The organism is Amycolatopsis sp. WAC 04169, from assembly GCF_003947535.1.
GTDB lineage: Bacteria > Actinomycetota > Actinomycetes > Mycobacteriales > Pseudonocardiaceae > Amycolatopsis > Amycolatopsis keratiniphila.
The window spans coordinates 248,299-274,896 of sequence record NZ_QHJI01000013.1 but is presented as its reverse complement, the minus strand read 5'-3'; the positions used below and the strand labels follow the sequence as shown (position 1 = coordinate 274,896).

Below are 26,598 nucleotides of genomic sequence, written 5' to 3'. Positions count from 1 at the left end.
CTACTCCTTGCTCGTCGGGGCGGCCAGTACGGCGCGCAGTGCCTCGACCCCGCGGGCGGTCTGGCTCTTGACGGTGCCTTCGGCGACGCCGAGCAGCGAAGCGACTTCGGCGACCGAGAGGTCTTCGAGGAAGCGAAGTACGACCATCGCGCGTTGACGCGGCGTCAGGTCGCTGAGCACCCGCTCGAGATCGATCCGATCGTGGCTGTCGTGGCCCGCCGGTGCGGCCCGGTCCGGCGGCGCCGAGGTCACCAGTTCCCCGCGGTGTTTGCGTTTCCCGCTGAGGAAGAGGTTGAGCAGGATCCGGCGCGCGTAGGCGTCGACGGTGTCCGGCCGGACGCGCCGCCAGCGCCGGTACAACTGGACGAACGTGGCCTGCACCAGGTCCTCGGCGCCGTGCCAGTCGCCGCACATACCGAACGCCAGTCGCCGGAACCGGTGTACACGGGCCGCGAAGTACTCGCTGAAGTCGTTGTCTCTCGCTTGTCCCATCGGCCACCCCCCTCTTCGTCTGCCCTCTCTAGTCCGGAGGAGGCCCGAAAGGTTCAAGCGACAGCAGGGGACCTTTGCTACCGCTTCCCCGGATCGGCGAGGTGGCCGACCAGGCGTGCCAGTTGTTCGCCGTAGGCCTCGGCGAACCCGGCCGATTGAGGGTCCTGGCCCGAGACGGCCCGGACGATCCGAGGCAGCGCCAACGCGGCACTGGACGCGGCCATGAAGATCACCAGCAGGAACGCCGGGTCGAGGTCGGCGGGGAAATCGCCCGCGGCCTGACGGGCCCGCACGTACTCCACCTGCCGCTGGAGGAATTCGCGCTGCCCCTCGACACCGATCGCGTCGGGGGCGCCATCGGTCAGGTTCTCCCAGAGGAACAGTTTGGCGAGGTCGTGGTCGCGGACTCCCGACTGGGCGAAGAACCGGACGACCTCCGCGAACGGCTTCTCGTGGTCGGCGACCGCGACGTAGTCGTCGTACATCGTCGCGGTCAGCGCGTTGTACAGCCCTTCCTTGCCGCCGAAGTAGTACGAGATCAGCTGCTTGTTCACGCCCGCCTTCGCGGCGATCTCGCTGACGCGTGCCGCGGCGTAGCCCTTCGCGCCGAACTCCGCCTTCGCCGCCTCCAGGAGCTGAGCCTTCGTGCGCTCGGGATCGCGCTGGCGTTCGACGGGGGCACGGCGAGGGCTGCGTGGGGCGGCTTCGGACATGCGGTTCAGCTTAGCCGCTGACTCCTTCAAACGTATGGTTGACACTATCATCCACATGGTTGATAGTTGTCGGCGGAGAGAGGAGAACCCCATGACCACGAGAATCGCGATCATCGGCGGCGGAACGGGCGGTCTCTGCTTGGCGCAAGGGCTAAGCAAGGCGGGAATCGACGTATCCGTTCACGAACGCAGCCGCACCCGGACCGAACGCCTGCAGGGCTATCGCGTGCACATCAACCCGCACGGCTCCGCCGCCCTGCACGAATGCCTGCCCGCCGAGCTCTGGCAGCGGTTCCTGGACACCACCGGCACCACGAACGGCCCGTTCTCCTTCGTGACCGAGCGACTGCGGGACCTGATGGTGATCGACACCGAGCTCACGTCGAGCCCCGATCCCGCGTCGGACCATCATTCGGTCAGCCGGATCAGCCTGCACCAGGTGCTGTCCGACGGGCTCGAAGGAGTTCTGCACCACGGCAAGGAGTTCGTCGGCTACCGCCGTGAAGGCGAGGTGGTCGTTTGCGAGTTCGCCGACGGCAGCACCGTCGAAGCCGACCTGGTCATCGGCGCCGACGGGGCCAATTCCCGCGTGCGCAAACAGTTTCTTCCCGACGCCGAACGGGTGGACACGGGGATCATCGCGATCGCGGGCAAGCATCCGCTGACCGAAGAGACCCGCAAGCGGTTGCCCGCCCGGCTCACCGACGGTCCGAGCATGGTGATGCCGCGTACCGGGGCGGGCTTGTTCACCGCGCCGCACGAATTGGCCGGCGTCCCGTCGGTGAACGACGAGACCGCGGACTACGACCCCGTCCTGTTCGACAACACCTCGAGTTACGTCATGTGGGCGTACGCGGCGGACGACCGGCGTTACCCGGACAACCTGTCCTCATTGGACGGTGCGGAGCTGCGGGCCCTTGTGCTGGACCTGATCGACGGATGGGATCCCGCTTTCAAGGAGTTGGTCGCCGGTTCGCCCGAGGAGGCGGTGTCCCGGCTGCCGATCTTCACCTCGAAGCCCGTGGAGCCATGGCCGACGAGCAACGTCACGTTACTCGGCGACGCGATCCACAGCATGACCCCGTTTCGCGGGATCGGTGCGAACACCGCGCTCCGGGACGCGCGACTGTTGTGCCGCAACCTCGTCGAAGCACGGAAGACCGGCGCGGTGCGCTCCGCGGTCGCCGACTACGAGCACCGGATGCGTGACTACGGCTTCGCGGCGGTGCGCGACTCGGAACGCAGTGCCCGCCAGTTCGTGTCGGAGAACAGGGCGGGCCGCACGATGGCACGGGGGATGTTCCGCTTCTTCCAGGCGGTCCCTCCGCTGAAGCGCAAGGTCTTCAGCGACCACGGCGACTCATAGCCGGGCGGGAGTGGAGATGCCCAGCAGAGACAGGCCCAGCGTCAGTGTCTTCGACGTGAGTTCGGCCAGCAGCAGTCGCGAGTCGCGGACGCCGGGGCCTTCCGCTTCCAGTACCGGGCACTGTTCGTAGAACCGCGAGAAGACGACCGCGGTCTCGTACAGATAGGTGCACAGCTTGTGGGGGAGATGTCCGGCGGTCGCCGCGCCGATCGCCTCGGGAAAGCGAGCCAGCGCGAGTGCCAACGCGCGCTCCGCGGGGTGGCCGAGCAGGACCCGCGCGCCCGTGAGGTCCTGATCCGCTCTCGCCAGCACGGAACGGATCCGCGCGTTGGCGTACTGCAGATAGACCGACGTGTTCCCGCTCTTGGCGAGCATCCGGCCCCAGGAGAAGACGTAGTCACGTTCGCGATCGCCGGAGAGGTCGGCGTACTTGATCGCACCGATCCCGATCGCCCTGGCGACCTCTTCCCTGATTTCGGGGGAGAGGTCGGCCCGGTCGTCGATCACTTCGGCGGCGTGGGAGATCGCCTCGGTGAGCAGGTCGGAAAGCCGGACCGACTCACCCGCCCTGGTCTTCATGGCGCGGCCGTCCCCGCCGAGCACCGAGCCGAACCCGACGTGCTCGGCTCGATGCTCCTCACGAAGCCAGCCGGCCGCCCGGCACACGGCGAACACCATCGCGAAATGCTGCGCTTGCGGCGTGCCGACGACGTAGAGCAGATCGGTGACCCCGCGTTGTTCCGTCCAGTACCGCAGGGTCGCGAGATCGGTGGCCGCGTAGCCGTAGCCGCCGTCCCGCTTCCGCACGATGAGCGGCAGTGGATCGCCGTCCCGGTTGCGGAAACCGTCGGGAAAGACACAGACCGCGCCGTCGCTGATCTCGGTCAGCCCGGCGGTGCCCAGGTCGTCCACGACCGCGGCGAGAAACTGGTTGTAGAAGCTCTCGCCGTAGACGTCCTCGCTCGTCAGGCCGATCCCGAGCAGTGCGTAGACCTGGGTGAAATGCCGTGTCGACTCGTCGACCAGACGCCGCCACAGCGACAGTGTCTCTTCGTCGCCGCTTTGCAGGAGCACCACCCGCTCGCGCGAGCGGGTCGCGAAGCCTTCGTCCGTGTCGAACTTCGACCGGGCGGCCCGGTAGAAGCCGTTGAGGTCCTCGATCGCGTACGGTCCGGACGGGCGCTCGTCGAGCAGATGCTCGATCAGCATGCCGAACGGAGTCCCCCAATCGCCGAGATGGTTGTGCGGGACGACCTCGTGGCCGGCGAACCGTGAAAGCCGGACGATCGCGTCGCCGATGACGGTCGACCGCAAGTGCCCGACGTGCATTTCCTTCGCCACGTTCGGACTGCTGTAGTCGACGGCGATCCGCCGGGGCCGCGGCGCCGCCGCGACACCCAGCCGCGGGTCACCGTTGAGCGCGGTCGTCCGCTCCGCGAGCCAGGACGAGCGCAGCGTGAAGTTGAGGAAGCCTGGCCCCGCGACCTCCGGTGGTTCGGCGATATCGGCGACGTCGAGCCGGGCCGCGATTTCGGCGGCGATCTGCCTCGGCGGCTTGCCGAGCCGTTTACCCAAGCTCATCGCGAGATCGCACTGGTAATCGACACCGCTCTGCGCGGAAACCCGCACCAGGGCGGACGGCGGTTCGAAGTCGGTGACGTGGCGAAGGGCCTGCACCACGCGTCGCGCCAATTCCTCGCTTACATCGCCGAACAACACGGTGTCCCTCCTTCGCGCTCGTCGTAGGAGCGCGAGAGTAGCCACCTACCCACGTCGTCGGCGACGGAGTTTCAGCGCAGGTCGCTGCCCTTGGTCTCCGGCAGGGTCCGGATGACGAAGAAGGCGATCACCGCGCCGGCGGCCACGTACCAGAAGAACAGCGTCGAAAGCCCGGCGTCGGACAGCGCCGTGAGCACCAGCGGAGCGGTCCCGCCGAACAACGCGACCGTCAGGTTGTACCAGGCGCCGATGCCCAAGCCGCGCAGTTCGGTGGGGAACAGCTCGCTCATGATCGCGGGCGCGATCGACGTCATCGCCGTGTACAGGCAGAGGCCGACGCAGAACACGACCAGCAGACCAGGCAGCCCCGGACGGACCAAAGTGGACAGCGGGACGATGAGGATCGCGGTCGCCGCCGCCCAGACGAGCAGCTGTGGCTTGCGGCCGAAGCGATCCGACAGGACACCCATCGGGTACTGAAGTGCGACGAACAACGCCGTCGCGATCGACAACGCGAGGAACACGTCGACGTCGTCGGCCTTGCGGGTCTTGACCGCGAACGAGGTCAGCGCGCTGAAGAACGTGTAGTAGCAAAGGGTCGACAGCATCGAGAAGCCCACGAGCTGCACGACGGCCCGCGGGTGCTCGCGGAGGGTGGTGCGCAGCGGCCGCTCGACCCGGCGCGCCGTCGACTTCTTCTCCTCGAAGATCTCGGTCTCGGCGAGACTGCGCCGCAGCCACAGACCGATGATGCCGAGAACACCGCCGAGCAGGAACGGGATCCGCCAGCCGTATGCCGTCAGATCCGCCTTGGACATGGTCCGCGCGAGCACGAATCCGAGGATCGAGGCGATCAGGACGGCGGAACCGGTCGAGATGTAGAAGAAGGCGGAGTACCGCCCGCGGCGGGCGGGCGGCGCGATCTCGCCGAGGTACGCCGAAGCGTTGGAGACCTCGCCGCCGAGCGACAGTCCTTGCGCCACCCTCGCCAGCAGCAACAGGATCGGGGCCAGCCAGCCGACCTGGTCGAATGTCGGCAGGAGGCCGATGGCCACCGAACCGCCCGCCATGAGCACGATGGTCAGGATCATCGCGGGCTTCCGGCCCTTGATGTCGGCGAAGCGCCCGAGCAACATCCCGCCGAGCGGCCGGAAGAAGAACGCCAGCGCGTACGTCGCGAAGGTGTTGATCAACGCGAGGGCTTCGTTGCCCTTCGGGAAGAACTCACTGGCGAAGTAGATGCTGAAGGTCGCGTAGATGGTCCAGTCGAACCATTCCAGCGCGTTCCCGACACTGGCGGCGAACAACTTCTTCACCGGGAGCCGATGCTTCAGCCGCTCCGTCGTTGCGTCCGCCATCGGCACCTCCGTACTCGCGCGTGGACGGAACCTTGCCAGAAAGTTCCCGCGCGGGAAAGAACCTGTCGAATGTCGGGATCGGGATCCCCCGGCTACGAGGTGCTCGCAAGAGCGAACGGCAGTACGGCGCGAGCCCCGGCCTGGCGGAGCAAGCGCGCGGACAGGGTCATCGTCCATCCGGTGTCGATCAGGTCGTCGACCAACAGGATCGGGCCCGCTGCCGAGGCGACTTCGGCAGCGAGCTCATCGGAAAGGCTTAGGCGATTCCACAGGTCGGCCAGCCGCTGCGCGCTGTTCGCCTGACGCGGGGGCGGCCCCGTCGAAGTCATGGCGCCCAGGTAGTCCAGCCGTCCGATGGACGCCAGCTTCGTCGCCAGACTGTGGACCAGACGCGGGCGGGAGGCGGACGGCACCTCCACGACCGCGACCGGACGCTCCGCCCACTGCCAGCCCTTGAGCACCTCGATACAGGCTTGGAAGACCGGATCGGGGAGTTCGGTGTCCGCCGCGGACGGACCGACGAGCTCGCGCAGCCGCGTGCCCCAGCCGACGTCGGTCACCCGCCCGACGACCTGACCGGTTTCGGCCTGCTCGCCCGCCGGCAGCCGTCCGGAGAGCGGGACCTCCAGCCCGGCCATCCCGGTCGGCCACATCTTCCTCGGCGCGACCTCGACCCCCGGACGGCGCAGCCGCTGCCGGGTGGCGTCGGCGACGTCGTCGGAGATCGTGGTGTCCCAATGCTTCCCGGTGCAGTTGTCGCACCGCCCGCAGGGCGTCGCCTCGGGATCGTCCAGTTGCTTCCGCAGGTACTCCATCCGGCAGCCGGTGGTTTCGAGGTAGGCCAGCATGGCGTTCTGCTCGTTCGTCCGCGCCGCGCTCACCCGCGCGTAGCGTTCCTTGTCGTAGCGCCACTCCTCGCCGGTGCCTTCCCAGCCGCCCTTCACCCGGCGGACGGCGCCGTCGACGTCCAGCACCTTGAGGACCATCTCCAGCCGGGAACGGGACAGCTCGACGAACGGTTCGAGCGCGGGTGTCGACAGTGGACGGTCCGCGTACGCCAGCGCGTTGAGCACCTGGGTCACCCGCAGTTCGTCCGGGAACGCGAGCGAGCCGAAGTACGCCCAGATGTCCTTGTCCTCGTGGCCCGGCAACAGGATCACTTCGGCGCGATCGACGCCACGCCCGGCACGGCCGACCTGCTGGTAGTACGCGATAGGGGAGGACGGAGCGCCGAGATGGACGACAAAGCCCAGATCGGGCTTGTCGAACCCCATGCCCAGCGCCGAAGTGGCCACCAGCGCCTTGACGTTGTTGTTCAACAGATCGTCTTCGGCCGCCTGGCGGTCCGCGGGGTCGGTCTTCCCGGTGTAGGCGGCGACCGGATAACCGCGCTCGGTCAGCAGGCCCGCCACGTCGTGGGCGGCGGCGACGGTGAGCGTGTAGATGATCCCGGAACCCGGCAGCTCCTCCAGATGCTCGGCCAGCCAGGCGAGCCGGGCCTGCGACGTCGGCAGCTTGGCCACCGACAGGTGGAGGCTTTCGCGGTCCAGGCTGCCACGCAGGACGAGGGTGTCGCCCCCGTTGCCGATGCCGAGCTGTTCGGCGACGTCGGTCGCCACGCGGTCGTTCGCGGTCGCGGTGGTGGCGAGCACCGGGACGCCGTCGGGCAGGTCCTTCAGCAGCGTCCGCAGCCGCCGGTAGTCCGGCCGGAAGTCGTGCCCCCAGTCCGAGATGCAGTGCGCCTCGTCGACCACGAGCAGACCGGCGCTCGCGGTCAGCTTCGGCAGGACGGTGTCCCGGAAGTCCGGGTTGTTGAGCCGTTCCGGGCTGACCAGGAGGACATCGACCTCGCCGGCCGCGATCGCGGCCTGGACCTGATCCCATTCCTGCGGGTTCGCGGAGTTCATCGTCGCCGCGTGGATGCCCGCCCTCGCCGCCGCGGAGATCTGGTTGCGCATCAGCGCGAGCAGCGGCGAGATGATCACGGTCGGGCCGTTGCCCCGCTCTCGCAGCAACGCGGTGGCCAGGAAGTACACGGCCGACTTCCCCCAGCCGGTGCGCTGCACGACGAGCGCGCGACGGCGGTGCGCGACCAGCGCCTCGATGGCCGTCCACTGGTCGTCGCGCAGCCGGGCGCCCTCGCCCGCCAGCGACTGGAGGAGGGTCTCGGCGCGATCCCGGAGAGTCGATGTGTCCACGTTCCCACCTCTACCCCATGCCACCGACGAAGTCGCGATCGGCACGTCGTGAACGGACCGTTCATCCATGGAACCGACTGTAATGTGATCCAGAGCACGCCTGGTCGGTGGGTCCGGCGACCCGAGCGTGAAGCCTCGCGCGCTGTATAGGCTCACGACCCATGTCACCACGCAGGATCGGGGTCATGGGCGGCACGTTCGACCCCATTCACCACGGGCACCTCGTCGCGGCCAGTGAGGTCCAGTCGCGATTCGCGCTCGACGAGGTCATCTTCGTGCCCACCGGTCAGCCGTGGCAGAAGTCCGACAGGGTGGTCACCCGCGCCGAGGACCGCTATCTGATGACGGTGATCGCGACGGCGTCCAACCCCGTCTTCTCGGTCAGCCGCGTCGACATCGACCGCGTCGGGCAGACCTACACCGTCGACACCCTGCGCGACCTGCGCGCGGAGTATCCGGACGACCAGTTGTTCTTCATCACCGGCGCGGACGCGCTCGAACAGATCCTCACCTGGCGCAACGCCGACGAGCTGTTCGACCTCGCGCATTTCATCGGCGTCACCAGGCCGGGTTACCGTCTCAACTCGCAGCATCTGCCGAGCGGGAAGGTGAGCTTGGTCGAGGTGACCGCGATGGCGATCTCGTCCACCGCGTGCCGCGAGCGGGTCGAAGGCGGGGAGCCCGTCTGGTACCTCGTTCCCGACGGTGTGGTGCGCTACATCGCCAAAAAGGACCTCTATCGCAAAGACCGGGGTTCGCCACCGGGTACCCTCGTCGGGCGCACCCGCGAGTAAAGCCATCTGTTTGAGGAGAACTGTGACAGCCACGTCCGAGGCACGAGAGCTGGCCGTAGCGGCCGCCCATGCGGCGGCGGACAAGAAGGCGAGCGACGTGGTCGTGCTGGACGTGTCCGACCAGCTGGTCATCACCGACGCCTTCGTCATCGCGTCCGCGCCCAACGAGCGCCAGGTCGGCGCCATCGTCGACAACGTCGAGGAGCAGCTGCGGCTCGGCGGGCACAAGCCCGTCCGCCGCGAAGGCGCCCGTGAAGGCCGTTGGGTCCTGCTGGACTACGTTGACGTCGTCATCCACGTCCAGCACCAGGAGGAACGCTCCTTCTACGGTCTCGAGCGGCTCTGGAAGGACTGCCCGCGGATCGAGGTCGCCGGTCTGGAGACACCCGCCGAGGAGGACCCCGCCGACGCGCAAGGCGCCTCGTGAGCCCGCGGCGGCTGGTGCTCTGGCGCCACGGCGAGACCGATTACAACGCGGCGGGCCGGATGCAGGGGCATCTGGACTCCGCGCTGACCCAGGTCGGCTGGAACCAGGCCAGGTTCGCCGTTCCCGCGCTCGCCCGGTTCTCCCCGGATCTGGTGATCGCTTCTGATCTGCGCCGCGCGACCGACACGGCCACGGTGCTCACCGAGGCCATCGGCGTCCCGCTGCGCATCGACAAGCGCCTTCGGGAAACCCATCTGGGCGAATGGCAGGGCTTCACCGGTCAGCAGGTCGACGAGGCGTACCCCGGCGAACGTGCCCGCTGGCGAGTCGACGCGACCTGGGCGCCACCCGGCGGCGAGTCGCGGGTCGACGTCGCCGAACGCGCGCTGGAGGTCGTCGCGGACCTGGATCAGGCCAATTCCGACGCCGGCGACGCCGTGCTGCTGGCGACGCACGGCGGTCTGATCATCGCGCTGACCGCGAAACTGCTCGGCCTGCCGGTCGCGTCGTGGCCGTCGCTGGGCGGGATCGCGAACTGCCATTGGGTCGAGCTGACCAGGCGTGACGGCAACTGGCGCCTGGCCGCCTACAACGCGGGAATCACCGGCTGATCCATGGCCCCGCGCCTGCTGGTGTTCGGCGATTCCCTCAGCTTCCACGGCCCGGACGGCCCGCACGCCGCCGACGACGCGCGCCTGTGGCCCAACGTCGCCGCCGAGGCGCTCGGCGGTGGGGGCGTGGACCTCGTCGCCGGGTTCGGCTGGACCGCCCGTGACGCCTGGTGGTCGCTGATCGGCGACCCGCGGGTCTGGGCGGATCTCCATCACGCCGACGCCGTCGTGCTGGCCGTCGGGAGCATGGACACGCTGCCCTCGCCGCTGCCCACCTACCTGCGCACCGGCCTGCGGTACCTGCGGCCCGATCCGCTGCGGCGAGTGGCGCGCAAGGCCTATCTGGCCGCCCAGCCGCGGCTCGCGATCGCTCTCCGAGGACGTCCGGTTGTCCTGCCGTCGAAGCTCACGGTCGAGTACCTCGACACCGCTGTCGGCGCTTTGCGCACGCTGCGACCGGAGCTGCCGATCTTCGGCATGCTGCCCTCCGTGCATCGATCCGACTCGTACGGCCGCGTCCACACCGCCCGCGCCGGTGCCGCCGCGGCCCTCGCCGCCTGGGGGCGGCGCGCGGACGTCCCGCTGCTGGATCTCGAAGCCGTCGTCGGCGACCACGTGCTGAGCGGACGGGGCAATCCGGACGGGATGCACTGGGGCTGGGAAGGACATGCCGCCGTCGGCGCGGAAATGGCCCGCCTGATGGCCCCGGTGCTCCGCCCCTCGGCAACGTAGGCTGGCTGCCGTGTCGGTCGCCGTAGTCACGGATTCCACCGCCCACCTGCCGGAAGGCTTCGCCGAACGGAACGGGATCCGGGTGGTCCCGTTGCATGTCCTCGTCGATGGCGTCGTGTTCCTCGACGGCGTCGAGATGGGGCCCGGGGCCCTGGCCGAGGCGCTCGGCAAACGCAGCCTGGTGACGACCTCCCGGCCGACGCCCGCCGAGTTCGTCAAGGAGTTCCGGGCTGCGCTGGCCGAGGGCGCGGACGCCATCGTGTCGGTCCACCTGTCGCGGGAGCTGTCGGGAACCTGGGAGGCGGCGGTGCTCGCGGCCCAGGAGGTCGGGCCGGACAAGGTGCGCGTGGTCGATTCGCGCAGCACCGCCATGGGGCTCGGGTTCGCCGCCCTGCGCGCGGCGGGCGCCGCCGCGGCCGGAGCGGAACCGGCCGAGGTGGAGGCGGCCGCGGTCGACGCGGTCAACCGTTCGGAGACCCTGTTCGCCGTCGAGACCCTCGAATACCTGCGCCGCGGCGGACGGATCGGCCCGGCGGCGGCCCTGCTCGGTACGGCGCTCGCGGTGAAACCGGTGCTCCACATGTCCGAAGGCCGGATCCAGCCACTGGAGAAGGTGCGGACGATGAATCGCGCGGTGGCGCGGCTGGTCGAACTCGCCGTGAAGGCGGCCGAAGGCGGGCTCGCCGACATCGCCGTCCACCACTTGGCCTCGCCCGAGCGCGCCGTCGAACTGGCCAACCGGCTCGAGGAGTCCATCGATTGCCCGGAAGGGTGCGTGGTCTCGGAAATCGGCGCGGTCATCGGGGCCCACACCGGACCCGGTGTGCTCGGTGTCGTGATCCAGCGAACGGGCTAGGGAAACCCGCCAGCGTCCCATACGACTCCGACGGGAAACGGTGATCCGGCCCCGGTCTCGGCCGAGTTGTCCACAACACCCCACTTGTCCACAACCTCGGCATTCGCCACTCCCGCCCGCCACCTCCGCTCCGTAGCGTCGTTCACGTGTTCGACCAAACCGCCCGGTCACCGGGTCCCTCCGTCAACGCCAGGCTGGCGTGGCTGGCCGCCCAGCTGTCGCCGCCCACCCAGGGCCCGCCCGCGGGCAGGCTCGTACGCCGCTGGGTGCCCGCCCGGTTCACGGCGGACGGGATCCCGGTGAACCGGCGGTGGTTCGCCGTGGTGGCCGTGCTGATCGCGGTGGCCGTGATCGTGGCCGGAGCGATCGCCTTGTTCGGACACCGGCCGGGGGCGGAGACCGTGCCGCCCCTGCCGTCGGCGAAGGCCGCCGGAGACGTCCCCGCCGCGGCGGGCAAGGCGCCTCTGGTGGTCAGCGTCGTCGGCCGGGTGCACAGACCCGGCCTGGTCACGATCCCTCCGGGCGCACGGGTCGCCGATGCCCTCACGGCGGCCGGTGGGGCACAGCCCGGAACGGATCTGACCGGAGTGAATCTGGCCCGACGGCTCACCGACGGTGAGCAGGTGGCCGTCGGTGTCCCCGTCCCGGCCGCGGCCGGAACGGCGGCACCGGCGGGAAAGCTCGACCTGAACACGGCCACGGCCGAGCAACTCGACACGCTGCCCGGGGTCGGCGAGGTGATGGCGAAACGCATCGTCGACTGGCGGTCCGGGCACGGCGGGTTCACCACCGTCGAGCAACTCCGTGACGTAGAAGGGATCGGCGAATCTAAATATCGAAAGCTCCGGGAACTGGTGTCCGTCGGATGAACCCGTCCGCCGATCCGTCCGAAGTGGACACCGCGTCGTGGCGGGGTCAAGACCTGCGGCTGTTACCGGCCGCGGCGACGGCCTGGCTCGGCACACTTTCCGGGCTTCTCGCCGGCTGGTGGATCACGATGCTCTGCGGTGCGGCCGCCGTGGTGCTCGCGATCATCGCCGGTGTCCGTGCCCGCCGGACGGCGTCCCGGTGGGTGGCGGGCTTGGGTGCCCTGGCGGTCGTCGGCGTGCTCACCGCCGGTCCGGTGGCGCTGCGGATCCGGGCCGCCGAGCACGACGATCTCCGTGCCGCCGCCGCACGGGGGAGCGATGCCACCACGACGGTGGTGGTCACCGAGCGGCCACGTCCGGTCCGCGGTGCCGGATACGCCGATCGCCGGGCGGGTACCCGCCTGGTGGTCATCGCCGCGACGGTGGGCACCGCGGTGGCGGGTGAGCGGGTGGTGGATTCGGCAGGCCGGATCCTCCTGCTCGCTCCCGCCGAGGGGTGGACGGACCTGCTGCCCGGGCAGCAGGTCACCGCCTCCGGGCGGCTCGCACCGGCGAAGGGGGCCGAACTGACGGTCGCGGTCCTCTCGGTGCGAGGCCCGCCGTCGGCCGTCGGGCCGGCGCCTTGGTGGCAGCAAGCCGCGGAATCGCTGCGCACCGGGCTCCGGGATCTGTGCACCGTCCTCCCGGAGGAGGAAGCCGGTCTCGTGCCCGGACTGGTCGTGGGGGACACGAGCACCCTCTCCCCGAGGGTGGAACACGAGTTCACCGACTCCGGCATGTCCCACCTGATGGCCGTGAGCGGTGGGAACGTGGCGATCGTCTGCGGCTCGATCCTGCTCCTGCTGCGAGTGCTCCGGGTCGGGCCGCGGACTTCCGCCGCCGCGGCCGCCGTGGGGCTCGCCGGGTTCGTGGTCCTCGCCGGGCCCGCGCCCAGCGTGCTCCGCGCCGGGGTGATGGGGGCGGTCGGGCTGCTGGCGCTGGCACTGGGGCGCCGGGGTTCGGCGCTGCCCGCGCTGGCGTTCGCGGTGGCCGGGCTGGTGGTGGCCGATCCCGCGATGGCCGCCGACTTCGGGTTTGCGCTTTCGGTGCTCGCCACGGCCGGGCTCGTCCTGCTGGCGCCGAGGTGGGCGGACTGGCTGGTCGGACGAGGCGTTCCGGCCGGCTATGCCGAGGGACTGGCCATCCCGCTGGCCGCGTTCGTGATGACGGCGCCGGTCATCGCGGGTATGGCGGGATCGGTCAGTCTCGTCTCGGTGCTGACCAACGTGCTCGCCGCGCCGGTGGTCGCCCCGGCCACCGTGTTCGGCGTGCTCGCCACCGCCGTCGGGCCATGGTGGCCGTCGGCGGGCAGACTGCTCGTCCGCCTGACCGAACCCGAGGCCGGCTGGCTCATCACCGTGGCCCGTCACGGCGCCCGGGCGCCGGGAGCGGTCGTGGACTGGCCGGATGGCTGGTGGGGTGGGCTTTTGGCGGCCGGGCTACTCGCCGTTCTGCTCGTGGTCGTCCGGTTGCGGCACGGCAGGATCCTGCTGGCGATCGCGTTGGCCACCGGGCTGGTCGTCTTCGTGCCGGTGCGAGTGCTGGCGCCGGCATGGCCGCCGTCGGCGTGGAATGCCGTCGCCTGCGACGTCGGGCAGGGCGATGCCGTCGTCCTCGCCACGGGTGAGCCGGGGAGGGCGGTCCTGGTCGACACCGGGCCGGAACCGGGACCGGTGGACGAATGCCTGAGCAGGCTCGCCGTGGACCGCGTGCCGCTGATCGTGCTGAGTCATCTCCACGCAGACCACATCGGCGGTCTCGGATCCGTCTTCGAGGGCCGGTCGGTCGGAGCGGTCGCCGTCGGCCCGGGCAGGGCTCCGGACTGGGCGTGGCAACAGGTCGCGGACGAGACGGCGCGCCGCGGGATTCCCTTGCTGGAGCTGGAGATCGGCCAACGCCTGGAGTGGCAGGCGTTGTCACTCGACGTACTGGGGCCGCGCTATGTCACCCGGCGCTCTGTTCGTGAACAGGACGGGACGGTGATCAACAACGGTTCGGTGGTCCTGCGCGCAGGGACCCCGGCGGGCCGGCTGCTGCTGACCGGCGACATCGAGCTCGCCGCACAGGCCGACCTGATGGCCGAGGGAGCAGACCTGCGTGCCGACATCCTGAAGGTCCCGCACCACGGAAGCCGTTACACGGCACCGGATTTCCTCAACGCCGTCGCGCCACGGGCCGCTTTGGTGAGTGTCGGTGCCGGAAACACCTACGGCCATCCGAACAAGTCCACTTTGGACAACCTGGTGGCGGTCGGCGCGTCGATCGCCCGCACGGACACGGACGGCGACACCGCGGTGGTCGCCGACGGGAGAGGCCTCGCCCTGGTGCGCCGGGGTGAGCCCCGTGGCCCGCCTCGTTCCTGAGGCGGGCCGGCGGGAACTCAGATACCCAGAGCTTCGCGGACCGCGTCGGCCGAGGCGCTGACGGTGGCCTTCGGGCCGATCTTGTCCTCGACGGCGTCGAGGGTCTTGAGGCCGTCACCGGTTATCAGCAGGACGATCTCCTCGTCCGGGTTGAGCTTGCCGGTCTCGATGAGCTTCTTGGCCGTCGCGACGGTGACGCCGCCCGCGGTCTCGGTGAAGATGCCTTCGGTGCGGGCGAGCAGCCGGATGCCCTCGACGACCTCTTCGTCGGTGACGTCTTCGATCGCACCGCCGGTGCGGTTGACCACGTCGAGCACGTAGGGGCCGTCGGCCGGGTTCCCGATCGCCAGCGACCGGGCGATCGTGTCCGGCTTGACCGGCTGGACGACGTCGTGGCCGGCGCGGAAGGCCGCCGAGACGGGGGAGCAGCCCGTGGCCTGCGCGCCGAACACCTTGTACGGCGTCTCGTCGACGAGGCCGAGCTGGCCGAACTCGCGGAAACCCTTGTCCACCTTGGTGAGCTGGGAACCGGAGGCGATCGGCACCACGATCTGGGAGGGGAGCCGCCAGCCGAGCTGTTCGGCGACCTCGAAGGCCAGCGTCTTGGAGCCTTCCGAGTAGTAGGGCCGGACGTTCACGTTCACGAACGCCCAGCTCTCCTGCTCGGCGGCGAGCTGGGTGGCGAGCCGGTTCACGTCGTCGTAGTTGCCGTCGACCGCGATCAGGTCTCCGTCGTACACGGCGGTGGTGAGGATCTTGGCGCGCTCAAGGGTCTTCGGGATCAGGACGACCGACCGCCAGCCGGCACGCGCCGCCGCGGCGGCGACGGCGTTGGCCAGGTTGCCGGTCGACGGACAGGCCAGCACGTCGAACCCGAATTCGCGGGCGGCGGCCAGCGCGACGGCGACCACACGGTCCTTGAACGAGTGCGTGGGGTTCCCGGTGTCGTCCTTGACCCAGACCTTCTTGACGCCCAAGGCTTTCGCGAGCCTGTCGGCCTGGATGAGCCGGGTGGCGCCGGGTTCGGTGTTGGGGATTTCTTCGACGTTCGATGGAACGGGAAGGAGCTTCTTGTAGCGCCAGATGTTCTTCGGCCCGGCTTCGATGTCCTCGCGGCGCACACGGCCGAAGTCGTAGGCGACCTCGAGCGGCGAGAAGTCCTCGGCGGAAACGAATTCGGGGGCGAGCGGCTGCCGGTGTCCCTCTTCCTTCGACACCAGTTCGACGGCCGGTCCGAGATCCGGGGTCTTGGTGGTGGAGGTCGTGCCGAGGGTTGCGGTCATCGCGAGGTTCCTTTCCTCATCTGCCCCGCCGTGGCGGGCCGGAATTGGCACCGTGTTCGTCAGCTACCCCGCGATCGCGGGATGACAGGCTGACGCCGGTTGCCGGGGCTTCATCGGGCCGTTCCCTCTGCCCCTCTGGATGAGCGGTATTCGATTGTCGGCACGCGTGTCATCGCGTCGCCTCGCCAACACCGTACGACATGAGGCTCCGGTGGGGCCACCGTGCCCGGAACACATCACCGGACAAAGCACACGAGAGGAGGAGTGGCAGGATCGTCACCGTGACGACGCAAGCTTCCGCCCCATCGCCGCTGGTCCTGGTTCTCGGTGAGGAAGAGCTGCTGATCGAACGAGCGGTCCGCAGCGCTTCGGACGCGGCCAAAGCGGCCGATCCGACGGCGGATCTCACCCGGATCCGGGTGTCGGACCTCACAGTCCCGGCGCTCGCGGAAATGGTCAGCCCCTCGCTGTTCGCCGAAGGCAGGGTGATCGTCCTCGAATCCGCGCACGACATCTCGCAGGAGCTCGCCGACGGGGTGATGGCCTACGTCAAGGCGCCCGCCGACGGCATCGTGCTCGTCGTCGTGCACAGCGGAGGCGGCCGGAGCAAGGCCGCGAAAGGGCTTCCAGCCGCCTTGAAGAAGGCGGGCGCGGAGGTCGTCGAGTGCCCGAAGCTGACCAAGGCCGCCGAGCGGGAATCCTTTGTCCGCAACGAGGTCCGGCGGGTCGGTGGGAAGATCGACGGTGCGGCCGTGCTCGCGTTGATCGACGCCGTCGGCTCCGATCTGCGCGAGCTGTCGTCGGCGGCGACGCAGCTCGTCGCGGACGCCGGCGGGGCGGTCGACGAGCAGGCCGTCCGGCGCTACCACCGTGGCCGCGCGGACGTGAACGGTTTCGCCGTCGCCGAGAAGGCCGTCGCCGGTGACAAGGCGGCGGCGCTGGAGTCGCTGCGCTGGGCGATGCAGCTGGGCGTACCGCACGTCCTGGTCGCGGACGCGCTCGCCGACGCCGTCCGGACGATCGCGCGGGTGTCCGGCGCCGGTCGCGGGAACCCGAACCAGATGGCGGGCGAGCTGGGGATGCCGCCCTGGAAGGTGCGCAAGGCGCAGGGGCAGGCCCGCGGCTGGGGGCAGGACGGTCTGGCCACCGCGATGCGGGTGGTCGCCCGGCTCAACGCCGAGGTCAAGGGAGTCGCGGCCAACCCGGAGTACGCCTTGGAGCGTGCCGTGCTGGAGGTCGTCGACGCTCACGGCACAAGCCGCTGAGAACGGCGAAGGGCCCCGGCGACCGAGTCGCCGGGGCCCTTCGAAAGCCGATCAGAGAGAGTTCGCGCGCTTCGCGAGCGCGGACTTCTTGTTGGCGGCCTGGTTGGCGTGGATGACGCCCTTGGTCACGGCCTTGTCCAGCTTCTTGGCCGCGTCCTTCTGCAGCTCCAGGGCCTTGGCCTTGTCGCCGGCGTCGGCGGCCTCGCGGAACTTGCGGATCGCGGTCTTCACCGAGGACCGGATCGCCTGGTTGCGCTGACGCGCCTTCTCGTTGGTGGTGATGCGCTTGATCTGCGACTTGATGTTGGCCACGGGGGCGCTCCTCTTGAATCTCTCGGTGGTTTCACCGCCGCGCTGTGACCGGCCCTGCGTGCTCGTGGAGCGGCGCGGGTTTCCTCCATGACGGAATGCCACACGACAGTGAAAGGCAAGCTTAACAGCCGTCCCGGCGCGGCTCGCGGCAGCCTCGGGAGGGGTGCTTGCGGTACGGTGAAGATCGTAGTGCCTAGGGTTCCGCCGCCTGCCCGGCCAGCGAAAACACACAATCAGGGCAGACGGGACAGGTCCGAGCGGCACCATCGGCGGAGCCGGAAGCACCGCCGTTCATCTGACGGGACAAAAGCCTGGAGGACCCGGTTTTCCGCATGCGCGGAAAACGTGAAAGGTCCGCTGTGAACGCCACCGCTCTGTCCTTCGTCGTCATCGCCGCAGTCATCCATGCGGGCTGGAACCTCGCCGCCAAACGGATCCGCCGTGGCGGAGCCCGGTTCGTCTGGGCTTACTACAGCCTTTCCGCGATCCTGCTCGTCCCCGTCATGGCGGTCTCGCTGGCCGTGGAGCCACAACGTCCACAGTGGACCTGGCTGTTCGCCGCCGTGGTCACCGCGGTGTTCCACGTCACCTACGGCGTCGTCCTCCAGCGGGGGTACGCCGTCGGCGACCTGTCCGTCGTCTACCCCGTCGCCCGCGGGACCGGGCCGCTGATCTCGGTGCTCGCCGCAGTGGTGCTGCTCGGCGAGCGGCCGGGGATCCTCGGCCTGGTGGGCGCCTTCCTCGTGATCGCCGGGGTGCTGGTGATCGGGACCGGGCGAGCACCGGCCCACGTCGGCGCCGCCGAGCGTGTCGCCCGCCGCAAAGGTCTGGTCTACGGCCTGCTGACCGGCCTCACGATCGCCGCCTACACCCTGTGGGACGCGCATTCGGTCACCGGTCTCGGTGTCCCGCCGATCGTGTACTTCGGAACCGGCGCGATCGTCCAGAGCCTGCTCATGGCGCCGTACGCGCTGAAGGACCGCGAGGAGGTCGCGTGGCTCTGGCGCGAGCACAAGCGTGAGGTCGTCATCGTCGGCGTGTTCTCCCCGGTCGCCTACCTGCTGGTGCTCTACGCCCTCCAGATCGCTCCGGTGAGCCTCGTCGCGCCCGCGAGGGAGCTGAGCATCGTCTTGGGCGGCATCGCCGCCTGGCTGGTCCTCGGGGAGGCGAACGCCGTCCGGCGGCTGGCCGGGTCGGTGGTGGTGCTGGCGGGTATCGCCGCGATTGCGATGGCCTGAACCCATCCGGTAGGGATTGAGCCATGGACGTGCTGAGCAGCAGGGTGCTGATCCACCCGAAGGACCTCGACGTGTCGACGGCGTTCTATCGGGACACCCTGGGCCTGGCCATCGACAAGGAGTTCCCCGGCGGGACGGTGTTCTTCGCCGGGAACGGGTCGATCGAGATCGTCGGTACCGGAGAGACCGGCCCGACCCCTGACGTCGCCTTGTGGCTCCAGGTCCGGGACCTGCCCGCGGCGCTCGAGGAGCTCGCGGGGAAGGGCTTGGAGCCGGTTCGCGGGGCGCGGCGTGAGCCCTGGGGGCTGGACGAAGCGTGGATCGCCGACCCGGACGGCACCAGGATCGTGCTGGTCGAAGTGCCGCGTGAGCACCCGCTGCGCACCGATCCGCGCTAGTCCAGGGGCTTGATCGCGCGCAGCTGAGCGGCGAGGGACGCGCCGAAGCCCGGCGGGTCCCAGGTCCAGGTCTGCAGGTCGACGAAGTCGGCGGCGGCCGCCTCGTCGGCCAGCTCGTGGCGGGACACCGGCAACCATTTCTCGTGCGAGGAAAGCAACAGCCTGCCACCGGGACGCAAGACCCGGAACAGTTCGGCGAATCCGGCCGCCCGGTCGTCCCACAGCTGCACGTTGTTGACGCTCAGGACCACGTCGACGCTGTCGTCGGGCTCGCCGGTGGAGTCCGCGGTGCCCTGCCGCAGCTCCACCTTGTCACCGCAACGGCGGCGAGAGCGGGAAAGCATCTCCTGGGAGGGGTCGACCCCGATCGTCCGGCCCGCGCGTTCGGCCGTGGCCTGCAGGCCGACGCCCGGGCCGGGGCCCACGACCAGGGCGGTCTCGCCGGACTCGATCGACGCCAGCTCGACGACGCGAAGCTCGGTGGCGGCATTGCCGTGCGCCATCGCCCGCCCGCCGAACCGGCCGAGCAGTCCCCGGGGATGACCGAACGTCCGGTCGAGCATTTGGGACAGTGAAGTACTCATACTTCGAGGGCACCACAGCTCATCACGGGCCGCATCGGGGATGACCCCCACTCGCACCCGGAGCGGCATGGGACCATAGAGCTGGCACACCCCGACCTTCGCGAGGAAACCCGTTGACGACGTTCGCCGACACGACCTTCACGCCCCCGGAGCTCATCCGGAACTTCTGCATCATCGCGCACATCGACCACGGCAAGTCGACCCTGGCCGACCGGATGCTGCAGCTCACCGGCGTGGTCGAGGAGCGGGCCATGCGCGCTCAGTACCTCGACCGCATGGACATCGAACGGGAACGCGGGATCACCATCAAGGCGCAGAACGTGCGCCTGCCCTGGAAGGTCGACGGCCAGGACCACGTCCTGCACCTGATCGACACCCCCGGCCACGTGGACTTCACCTACGAGGTCTCCCGGGCCTTGGAGGCCTGTGAAGGGGCGATTCTGCTGGTCGACGCCGCACAGGGGATCGAGGCGCAGACGCTGGCGAACCTCTACCTGGCGCTCGAGAAGAACCTGCACATCATCCCGGTGCTGAACAAGATCGACCTGCCGTCGGCCGACCCGGACAAGTACGCGGCCGAGCTGGCGCACATCATCGGGTGCGAGCCCTCCGACGTGCTCCGCGTGTCGGCGAAGACCGGCATGGGCGTGACGGATCTGCTGGACGAGTGCGTGCGGCAGGTCCCGCCGCCGGTCGGCGACCCGGACGCGCCTGCCCGCGCGATGATCTTCGACTCGGTCTACGACACCTACCGGGGCGTCGTGACCTACATCAGGGTCGTCGACGGCAAGATCACGCCGCGTGAGCGCATCAAGATGATGTCCACCGGCGCCACCCACGAACTCCTCGAGGTCGGGATCATCTCGCCGGAGCCCAAGGCCAGCAAGGGGCTCGGGGTCGGCGAGGTGGGGTACCTCATCACCGGGGTGAAGGACGTCCGCCAGTCGAAGGTGGGTGACACCGTCACCTCCGAGCGCAAGGGCGCGTCGGAGCCGCTCGCGGGCTACCGCGAGCCGAAGCCGATGGTCTACTCCGGCCTCTACCCGGTGGACGGTTCGGACTACCCCGAACTGCGTGAGGCATTGGACAAGCTCCAGCTCAACGACGCCGCGCTCGCCTACGAGCCGGAAACCTCGGTGGCGCTCGGGTTCGGGTTCCGCTGTGGTTTCCTCGGGCTGCTGCACCTGGAGATCACGCGTGACCGGCTCGAGCGCGAATTCGGCCTGGACCTGATCTCCACCGCGCCGAACGTCATCTACAACGTCGTGCTCGAGGACAAGAGCGAGGTCGTGGTGACGAACCCCTCGGACTGGCCGTCCGGGATGAAGATCTCCGAGGTCCACGAGCCGGTTTCCAAGGTGAGCATCCTGGCGCCGTCGGAGTTCGTCGGCACGATCATGGAGCTGTGCCAGGCCAAGCGCGGCACGCTGCTGGGGATGGACTACCTCTCCGAGGACCGCGTCGAGCTGCGCTACAACATCCCGCTCGCGGAGATCATCTTCGACTTCTTCGACACGCTGAAGTCGCGTACGCGCGGTTACGCGTCGCTCGACTACGAAGAGGGCGGCGACCAGATCGCCGATCTGGTCAAGGTCGACATCCTGCTGCAGGGGGAGACCGTCGACGCCTTCTCGGCGATCGTGCACAAGGACGCCGCGTACGGCTACGGAAACCGGATGGCGACACGGCTGCGCGAGCTGATCCCGCGGCAGCAGTTCGAGGTGCCGATCCAGGCGGCCGTCGGGTCGCGGATCATCGCTCGCGAGACCATCCGCGCGATCCGCAAGGACGTGCTCGCGAAGTGTTACGGCGGTGACATCTCGCGTAAGCGCAAGCTGCTGGAAAAGCAGAAGGAAGGCAAGAAGCGGATGAAGACCGTCGGCCGGGTCGAGGTCCCGCAGGAGGCCTTCGTCGCCGCTCTGTCCACTGAGGACGCCGGCAGCAAGAAGAAGTAACCGGTACTCGCGAAGGCCGCCCGGATCACCGTCCGGGCGGCCTTTTCGTGTCAGCGGTTCCCGGAGATCCGGTTCGCGGTGACGAAGACGGCGACACGGCGTTCGGCGGCCATCACACGGTCGTACTCGGCCCAGTCGTCGTGGGTCCCCGTCGCCGCGATGAACACCTCACGCAGCAGCTTGGGGAGACCGGTGGGATCGAAATCCGGGTCCGGGTCGTCCGGGCCGATGAGGTGGGTGCTGCCTTGGACCGCCGCCCACTCCCAGCCGCGCCGGAAGGTGATCGTGGCGTGGCCCGCCCGGCGGAACAGGTCGAGTTTCTTCACCCCGCCCATCGCCACGAAAGCGACCCCCGGTGCCTTGGTGACCGGGTCTTCGTAGACACCGGCGTTGACCACCGAAGAGTGGACGGTGCCGTCCGCGCGGACCGTCGAGACGGTCGCGAGTCCGTTTTCGCGCAAGGAAAGGGAGCGGACGAGTTCGAGGTCTGCGGCCATGGATCCACCGTAACCCGCTCGGCCCGGTGAAAGGGCCGAGCGGGCTACGGGACGGTCAGCAGGTGCCGTTGTCGCGCCAGACACCCCATTGGCCGGTCGTTCCGGGCTCTTCACCTTGCGTCCACCACTGGGCCGTCCACTTGTGCCCGTTGTGGGAGACGGTCGCTCCGCCGGTGTAGACCGAAGCACGGTCCCACGCGGGGAGCGTGCAGGTGCCCGGGTTGCCGGAGCCGGTCTCCCAGGGCACCTGGCCCGACTTGTAGTAGTCGATGCCCTGCGCCTGCCAGCGCGGGGCTTGAGCGCCGAGGCGGACGCGGAAGGTGTTCCAGTCGTGCGTCGACCACGGTGACCAGCCGAGTTCGGCGTGCGCCGGGAGCCGGGGGAAGGCGAGGTAGTCGATGTTCGCCGGGGTCACCACGGTTTCGGTCCACAGCGGGGATTCGACGCCGCGCACGGCGGATTCGGGGACCCCGGAGAGGTAGGCGCCCGGGTTCCAGTTGTAGGCGTCCTGGACCTCGATGTAGCCCGCCCACGAAAGCCCGATCGGCGTGCTGGAGTTGTACTTCATGTCCAGATACGCCTTGTTCGCCGGCGACAGGATCACCTTGCTGCCGCGGGCGACGGCGTTCGAGACCTCCGTGCTGGACGTCGTCGTGCCCCAGAACTGCGGGGTCGCCGTGGCGGGCAGGGTGGCCGTGCCGATCTCGTGCCAGCCGACGACCTGCTTGCCCGCGGCGGCCACCATCGGCAGGACCCGGTTCATGAACGTGCGGTAGTCCGCGTCGCTGGTGGCCTGGGCCTCGTCGCCGCCGAGGTGGAAGTACGGTCCGGGCGTCAGAGCGGAGACCTCACGGATGACGTCGTTGACGAAGGTGTAGGTGATCTCCTTCGAGATGCAGAGCGAGCTGTAGCCGACGGCGGTGTCGGTGCGCAGCGGAGGAGCGGTGTTGTTGCAGTTCAGCTCGGCATACGACGCCAAGGCGGCGTTGGTGTGCCCCGGCATGTCGATCTCCGGGATGACCGTGATGAACCGCGAGGCCGCGTAGTTCACGATCTCCGAGTACTGCGCCTTGGTGTAGTAGCCGCCGGGGCCGCCGCCGACCTGGGTGCTGCCGCCGTAGGTGGTCAGCCGCGGCCAGCTGTCGATCTGGATGCGCCAGCCCTGGTCGTCGGCGAGGTGCAGGTGCAGGTTGTTGATCTTGTACTGCGCCAGCTGGTCGATGTACCGCTTGACCGTGGCGACCGGGTGGAAGTGCCGGGCGACGTCGAGCATCGCGCCTCGGTAGCCGAAGCGCGGGTAGTCCAGGATGTTCGCGCCCGGAATCGTCCAAGGACCTTGCTGGACCGTGGGGCTTTCGATCTTGCCGGGCAGCAGCTGGCGCAACGTCTGGACGCCGCCGAAGAGGCCTTGCGCCGTCGTCGCGCGCAGGATGACGGAAGCGGACGTCGAGTTCAGCTGGTAGCCCTGGTCGCCGACACGGGAGTCGGCGCCGGACAGGAGGAGCGAGATGCCGTCGGCCGGTGTGCCCGACGGCGCGTCGGCGACGGGCAGGGGGAAGCCGGTGGACGTCCGGAAGATCCCGGCGAGGTATTCGCCGACGGCCTTGGCCTGCGCCGACCCGGCCTGGGTGTAGATCTTGGTGTTCGCGGTCAGGGTGTGGTCGGAGCCGGTGACCGCCTGGGCCGAGACCGGGACCGGGACGATCGCCTGCAGCGGCGGGGTGGCCGCGTCGGCGACGGGGGCGGCTGCGGTGGTGACGCCGGCGAGCAGCGCCACCCCGACGAAGGCGCGACCCAGCCGCGCTCTCAAGGTCTTCACCGGGGCCTCCAAGGGGGACGGGGGCCGTGACGTGCGTCACGACCGTCCGATCGTCGCATTTTCGTCGTTAAAGGTCTAGACCACCAGGAGGGAACCTTGGAGTGACTCGAACGTCACAATGCGTGCCACCACGAGGGGACTATCGTCGGAAACGTGTTCGAAGACTTGCGTTTTCCCGTGATCGCGGCCCCGATGGCGGGCGGGCCGACCACTCCCGAGCTCGTCGCCGCGGTGACCACGGCGGGCGGATTCGGCTTTCTGGCCGGGGGCTATCTCAGCGCCGACGCCCTTTCGGACCGGATCGCCAAGACGGCCGAGCTGACCGGTGAGCCGTTCGGCGTGAACCTTTTCGTGCCGGGTGGCTCCGCCGCCGAAGCGGATCTCGGTGTGCACATCGAGCGCTGGCGCGCGGAAGCCCAGCGTCTCGGCGTCGAGCCCGGTGAACCGCGCTGGGACGACGACGCCTATGCCGCGAAGCTCGAGGTCGTTCTGGAACGGAAGGTGCCGGTCGTTTCCTTCACCTTCGGCGCTCCTTCGGCCGAGGACGTCGAACGCTTGCACGCCAACGGGAGCAAGGTGGCCGTGACGGTCACCAGCCCGGCGGAAGCCGATCGGGCCGTGGCCGTCGGCGCGGACGCGCTCGTGGTCCAGGGATTCGAGGCGGGAGCGCATCGAGGGCTTTTCGCCGATGAGCCCGAGGCCGAAGGCGGGGGTGCGCAATATGGCGTCTTGAGCCTGCTCCGGCTGGTCTCGGCACGGACCGACCTGCCGCTCGTCGCGACCGGTGGACTCGTGCACGGCACCGACATCGCGGCGGTGCTGGCGGCCGGGGCCGTCGCGGCTCAGCTGGGCACCGCGTTCCTGCGGGCGGACGAGGCAGGGACCCAGCCCGCACACCGGCAGGCGCTGGCGGACGGGGGAAGGCCGACGGCGTTCACCCGGGCGTTCAGCGGACGTCCCGCCCGGTCGCTGGTCAATCGCGCGGTCGCGGACTTCTCGGCCACCGCGCCGTCGGCGTATCCGGAGGTCAACAACCTGACGAAGCCGATCCGCGCGGCGGCGGGGAAGGCGGGCGACCCCGAGATCATGTCCCTCTACGCGGGGCAGACCTACGAACTCGCGGGCTCCGGCCCGGCGGCGTCGATCGTCGAACGCCTCCAAGCCGAAGCCCGCGAAGCCGCTACGCGTTTGAGTCGTCTCCGCTGACCTGCTTCGCGTCGCCGTTGTTGGCGTTCATCACCGAGTGACGGCGGCTGTAGGCGAAGTAGATGATCAGGCCGACGCCGAACCAGGCCGCGAACCGCAGCCAGGTCTCCGGGTTCAGGAACGTGATCAGCCAGATCGAGAAGACGATCCCGATGATCGGCACGATCGGCATGCCGGGGGTCTTGAAGGACCGGGGCAGGTCCGGCTGCTTGTAGCGCAGCACGATCACCGCGACACAGACCACGACGAACGCGAGCAGGATGCCGATGTTCGTCAGTTCCGCGGCCTCGCCGATGGGCAGCAGGCCGGCGATGACCGCCGACGCGACGCCGAGCACCCAGGTCATCCGGCTCGGCACCTTGCGCACCGGATGGGTCTTGCTGAACCACTTGGGCAGCAGGCCGTCACGGCTCATCGAGTAGCCGACGCGGCTCGCGCCCATGAGGAAGGTGAACAGCACCGTGGTGATACCGATGATCGCGCCGACGGCGATGATCAGGCCGAGCCACTTCATCCCGAGGCCGGCGAAGGCGCTGGAGAAGGCGGCTTCGCTGTCGATGTCCTTGTAGTTGACCATCCCGGTCAGGACCAGGCAGGCCAGCACGTAGAGCACCATCGAGATCGCGAGCGAGTAGATGATCGCCTTCGGCATGTGCTTCTGGGAGTCGGTCGATTCCTCGGCCGCGGTGGACATGGCGTCGTACCCGAAGACCGCGAAGAACACCGTCGCCGCTCCGGTGAACGCGCCGCTGAGGCCGAACGGGAAGAAGTTCGAGTAGTTGTCGGTGTTGATGTGGAAGACACCGACGACGATCACCAGCAGGACCAGGCCGACCTTCAGGTAGACCAGCAGCGTTTCGAACCGGGCCGCGTTCTTCATGCCCTGGTTGAGAATGAAGGCGATCAGCAGGCACAGCAGCACGGCGAACAGGTTGATCTTGTAGGACCCCGGTGCGACATCGCCCGTTTCGGTGCCCGGAGCGCCCAGCATCCATGTCGGGAGCTTGATGTCGAGATAGCCCAGCAACTCGTTGAAGTAGCCGGAGATGCCGATCGCGACCACCGCCACGATCGCGGTGTACTCCAGCAGCAGGTCCCAGCCGATGAACCAGCCGACGATCTCGCCCAGCACGGTGTAGCCGTAGGTGTAGGCCGACCCGGCGCGGGGGATCAGCCCGGCGAACTCGGCGTAGGAGAACGCGGCGGCGGCGCTGGCGATACCCGCGATGAGGAACGAGATGAGCACGGCGGGGCCGGCCGTCTTGTTCGCGACCGCGCCGGCCAGGGAGAAGATCCCCGCGCCGATGATGCCGCCGACGCCGATCGCGGTCAGCTGCCGCAGGCCCAGCGTGCGTTGGAGCCCTCCGCCTCCACTGAGTTCTTGGATCTGATCGATCGGTTTACGGCGGAAAATCCCGGATCCCGAGCCCAGGCTGCGCGGTGCGGACATCGTCGTCTCCCAACAGGTTGTGCCCTTCGGACTGGGTCACAGTCCGAAGGGCAC

24 protein-coding genes and 1 riboswitch are annotated in these 26,598 nt (G+C 69.2%); of the genes, 13 read left to right on the top strand and 11 right to left on the bottom strand.

Annotated features, from left to right (window positions below; all coding sequences use genetic code 11):
• Positions 1–492 (bottom strand): SigE family RNA polymerase sigma factor, encoded by a 492-nt coding sequence (locus DMC61_RS34605; RefSeq protein ID WP_125694653.1) that lies wholly within the window; start codon positions 490–492, stop codon positions 1–3.
• Positions 493–569: 77 nt separating this feature from the next.
• Complete coding sequence (locus tag DMC61_RS34600; protein ID WP_125694651.1) at positions 570–1,205, bottom strand: TetR/AcrR family transcriptional regulator; 636 nt, start codon at positions 1,203–1,205, stop codon at positions 570–572.
• Positions 1,206–1,296: 91 nt separating this feature from the next.
• Here DMC61_RS34600 and DMC61_RS34595 point away from each other — a divergent pair, with 91 nt between their 5' ends.
• Positions 1,297–2,571: an NAD(P)/FAD-dependent oxidoreductase gene (locus DMC61_RS34595; protein ID WP_125694649.1), complete on the top strand. Its 1,275-nt coding sequence runs from the start codon at positions 1,297–1,299 to the stop codon at positions 2,569–2,571.
• Here DMC61_RS34595 and argS read toward each other — a convergent pair.
• The 3 genes from argS to DMC61_RS34580 all read right to left on the bottom strand — a co-directional run bounded on the left by argS (position 2,566) and on the right by DMC61_RS34580 (position 7,846).
• A complete protein-coding gene (argS, locus tag DMC61_RS34590; protein WP_125694647.1) occupies positions 2,566–4,290 on the bottom strand; it encodes an arginine--tRNA ligase in 1,725 nt (574 codons plus the stop codon). The genes DMC61_RS34595 and argS overlap by 6 nt on opposite strands.
• Before the next feature lie 71 nt (positions 4,291–4,361).
• Complete coding sequence (locus DMC61_RS34585) at positions 4,362–5,648, bottom strand: MFS transporter (protein ID WP_016332395.1); 1,287 nt, start codon at positions 5,646–5,648, stop codon at positions 4,362–4,364.
• Between the two features lie 92 nt (positions 5,649–5,740).
• Positions 5,741–7,846, bottom strand: coding sequence for a RecQ family ATP-dependent DNA helicase (locus DMC61_RS34580; protein WP_125694645.1), 2,106 nt, complete (start codon positions 7,844–7,846; stop codon positions 5,741–5,743).
• A gap of 161 nt (positions 7,847–8,007) precedes the next feature.
• On the opposite strand from DMC61_RS34580, the gene nadD reads away from it, so the two are divergent.
• From nadD to DMC61_RS34545, 7 genes are all read left to right on the top strand, one after another.
• Positions 8,008–8,640, top strand: coding sequence for a nicotinate-nucleotide adenylyltransferase (gene nadD, locus DMC61_RS34575; protein WP_073846459.1), 633 nt, complete (start codon positions 8,008–8,010; stop codon positions 8,638–8,640).
• Positions 8,641–8,662: 22 nt separating this feature from the next.
• Positions 8,663–9,067, top strand: coding sequence for a ribosome silencing factor (gene rsfS, locus DMC61_RS34570; RefSeq protein ID WP_016332398.1), 405 nt, complete (start codon positions 8,663–8,665; stop codon positions 9,065–9,067).
• Entirely contained in the window at positions 9,064–9,678 is a 615-nt protein-coding gene (locus DMC61_RS34565; protein ID WP_063272867.1) for a histidine phosphatase family protein, read from the top strand. The genes rsfS and DMC61_RS34565 overlap by 4 nt, the downstream gene beginning before the upstream one ends.
• A gap of 3 nt (positions 9,679–9,681) precedes the next feature.
• The gene (octT, locus tag DMC61_RS34560; protein ID WP_125694643.1) at positions 9,682–10,410 is read left to right on the top strand and encodes a diglucosylglycerate octanoyltransferase; all 729 of its coding nucleotides are present in this window, start codon (positions 9,682–9,684) and stop codon (positions 10,408–10,410) included.
• Between the two features lie 10 nt (positions 10,411–10,420).
• On the top strand, positions 10,421–11,266 hold the full coding sequence (locus DMC61_RS34555; protein ID WP_125694641.1) for a DegV family protein: 846 nt from the start codon (positions 10,421–10,423) through the stop codon (positions 11,264–11,266).
• Positions 11,267–11,412: 146 nt separating this feature from the next.
• The gene (locus DMC61_RS34550) at positions 11,413–12,135 is read left to right on the top strand and encodes a ComEA family DNA-binding protein (protein ID WP_016332402.1); all 723 of its coding nucleotides are present in this window, start codon (positions 11,413–11,415) and stop codon (positions 12,133–12,135) included.
• Positions 12,132–14,537 carry a ComEC/Rec2 family competence protein gene (locus DMC61_RS34545; RefSeq protein ID WP_125694639.1) on the top strand — a complete coding sequence of 802 codons (2,406 nt, stop codon included), beginning with the start codon at positions 12,132–12,134 and terminating at the stop codon, positions 14,535–14,537. Before DMC61_RS34550 ends, DMC61_RS34545 begins: the two co-directional genes overlap by 4 nt.
• Before the next feature lie 17 nt (positions 14,538–14,554).
• On the opposite strand, the gene thrC is transcribed toward DMC61_RS34545, so the two are convergent.
• Positions 14,555–15,820, bottom strand: a complete 1,266-nt coding sequence (thrC, locus tag DMC61_RS34540) for a threonine synthase (protein WP_005158594.1) — start codon at positions 15,818–15,820, stop codon at positions 14,555–14,557.
• A gap of 13 nt (positions 15,821–15,833) precedes the next feature.
• Positions 15,834–15,966, bottom strand: a riboswitch (SAM riboswitch).
• Between the two features lie 135 nt (positions 15,967–16,101).
• Between thrC and holA the strand changes: the two genes are divergently transcribed.
• Positions 16,102–17,085 (top strand): DNA polymerase III subunit delta, encoded by a 984-nt coding sequence (gene holA, locus DMC61_RS34535; protein WP_016332404.1) that lies wholly within the window; start codon positions 16,102–16,104, stop codon positions 17,083–17,085.
• A gap of 51 nt (positions 17,086–17,136) precedes the next feature.
• Here the strand turns inward: holA and rpsT are convergent, their stop codons facing one another.
• Positions 17,137–17,397: a 30S ribosomal protein S20 gene (rpsT, locus tag DMC61_RS34530; RefSeq protein WP_005158599.1), complete on the bottom strand. Its 261-nt coding sequence runs from the start codon at positions 17,395–17,397 to the stop codon at positions 17,137–17,139.
• A gap of 332 nt (positions 17,398–17,729) precedes the next feature.
• Between rpsT and DMC61_RS34525 the strand changes: the two genes are divergently transcribed.
• Both DMC61_RS34525 and DMC61_RS34520 read left to right on the top strand, forming a co-directional pair.
• Positions 17,730–18,635, top strand: a complete 906-nt coding sequence (locus DMC61_RS34525) for an EamA family transporter (protein ID WP_125694636.1) — start codon at positions 17,730–17,732, stop codon at positions 18,633–18,635.
• A 23-nt stretch (positions 18,636–18,658) separates the two neighbouring features.
• Positions 18,659–19,033: a VOC family protein gene (locus DMC61_RS34520; protein ID WP_016332406.1), complete on the top strand. Its 375-nt coding sequence runs from the start codon at positions 18,659–18,661 to the stop codon at positions 19,031–19,033.
• Here the strand turns inward: DMC61_RS34520 and DMC61_RS34515 are convergent.
• On the bottom strand, positions 19,030–19,617 hold the full coding sequence (locus DMC61_RS34515) for a class I SAM-dependent methyltransferase (protein ID WP_125694634.1): 588 nt from the start codon (positions 19,615–19,617) through the stop codon (positions 19,030–19,032). The two genes, DMC61_RS34520 and DMC61_RS34515, sit on opposite strands and share 4 nt — an antisense overlap.
• A 113-nt stretch (positions 19,618–19,730) precedes the next feature.
• On the opposite strand from DMC61_RS34515, the gene lepA reads away from it, so the two are divergent.
• Positions 19,731–21,572, top strand: coding sequence for a translation elongation factor 4 (lepA, locus tag DMC61_RS34510; RefSeq protein WP_016332408.1), 1,842 nt, complete (start codon positions 19,731–19,733; stop codon positions 21,570–21,572).
• 50 nt (positions 21,573–21,622) lie between these two features.
• Here the strand turns inward: lepA and DMC61_RS34505 are convergent, their stop codons facing one another.
• Positions 21,623–22,069: a pyridoxamine 5'-phosphate oxidase gene (locus DMC61_RS34505; RefSeq protein WP_125694632.1), complete on the bottom strand. Its 447-nt coding sequence runs from the start codon at positions 22,067–22,069 to the stop codon at positions 21,623–21,625.
• Positions 22,070–22,124: 55 nt separating this feature from the next.
• Entirely contained in the window at positions 22,125–23,888 is a 1,764-nt protein-coding gene (locus tag DMC61_RS34500; protein ID WP_199750166.1) for a family 20 glycosylhydrolase, read from the bottom strand.
• Between the two features lie 153 nt (positions 23,889–24,041).
• Between DMC61_RS34500 and DMC61_RS34495 the strand changes: the two genes are divergently transcribed.
• On the top strand, positions 24,042–25,094 hold the full coding sequence (locus DMC61_RS34495; RefSeq protein WP_125694630.1) for a nitronate monooxygenase family protein: 1,053 nt from the start codon (positions 24,042–24,044) through the stop codon (positions 25,092–25,094).
• Here the strand turns inward: DMC61_RS34495 and DMC61_RS34490 are convergent.
• Complete coding sequence (locus tag DMC61_RS34490) at positions 25,069–26,544, bottom strand: amino acid permease (RefSeq protein WP_063272857.1); 1,476 nt, start codon at positions 26,542–26,544, stop codon at positions 25,069–25,071. The two genes, DMC61_RS34495 and DMC61_RS34490, sit on opposite strands and share 26 nt — an antisense overlap.
• Positions 26,545–26,598: the final 54 nt, after the last annotated feature.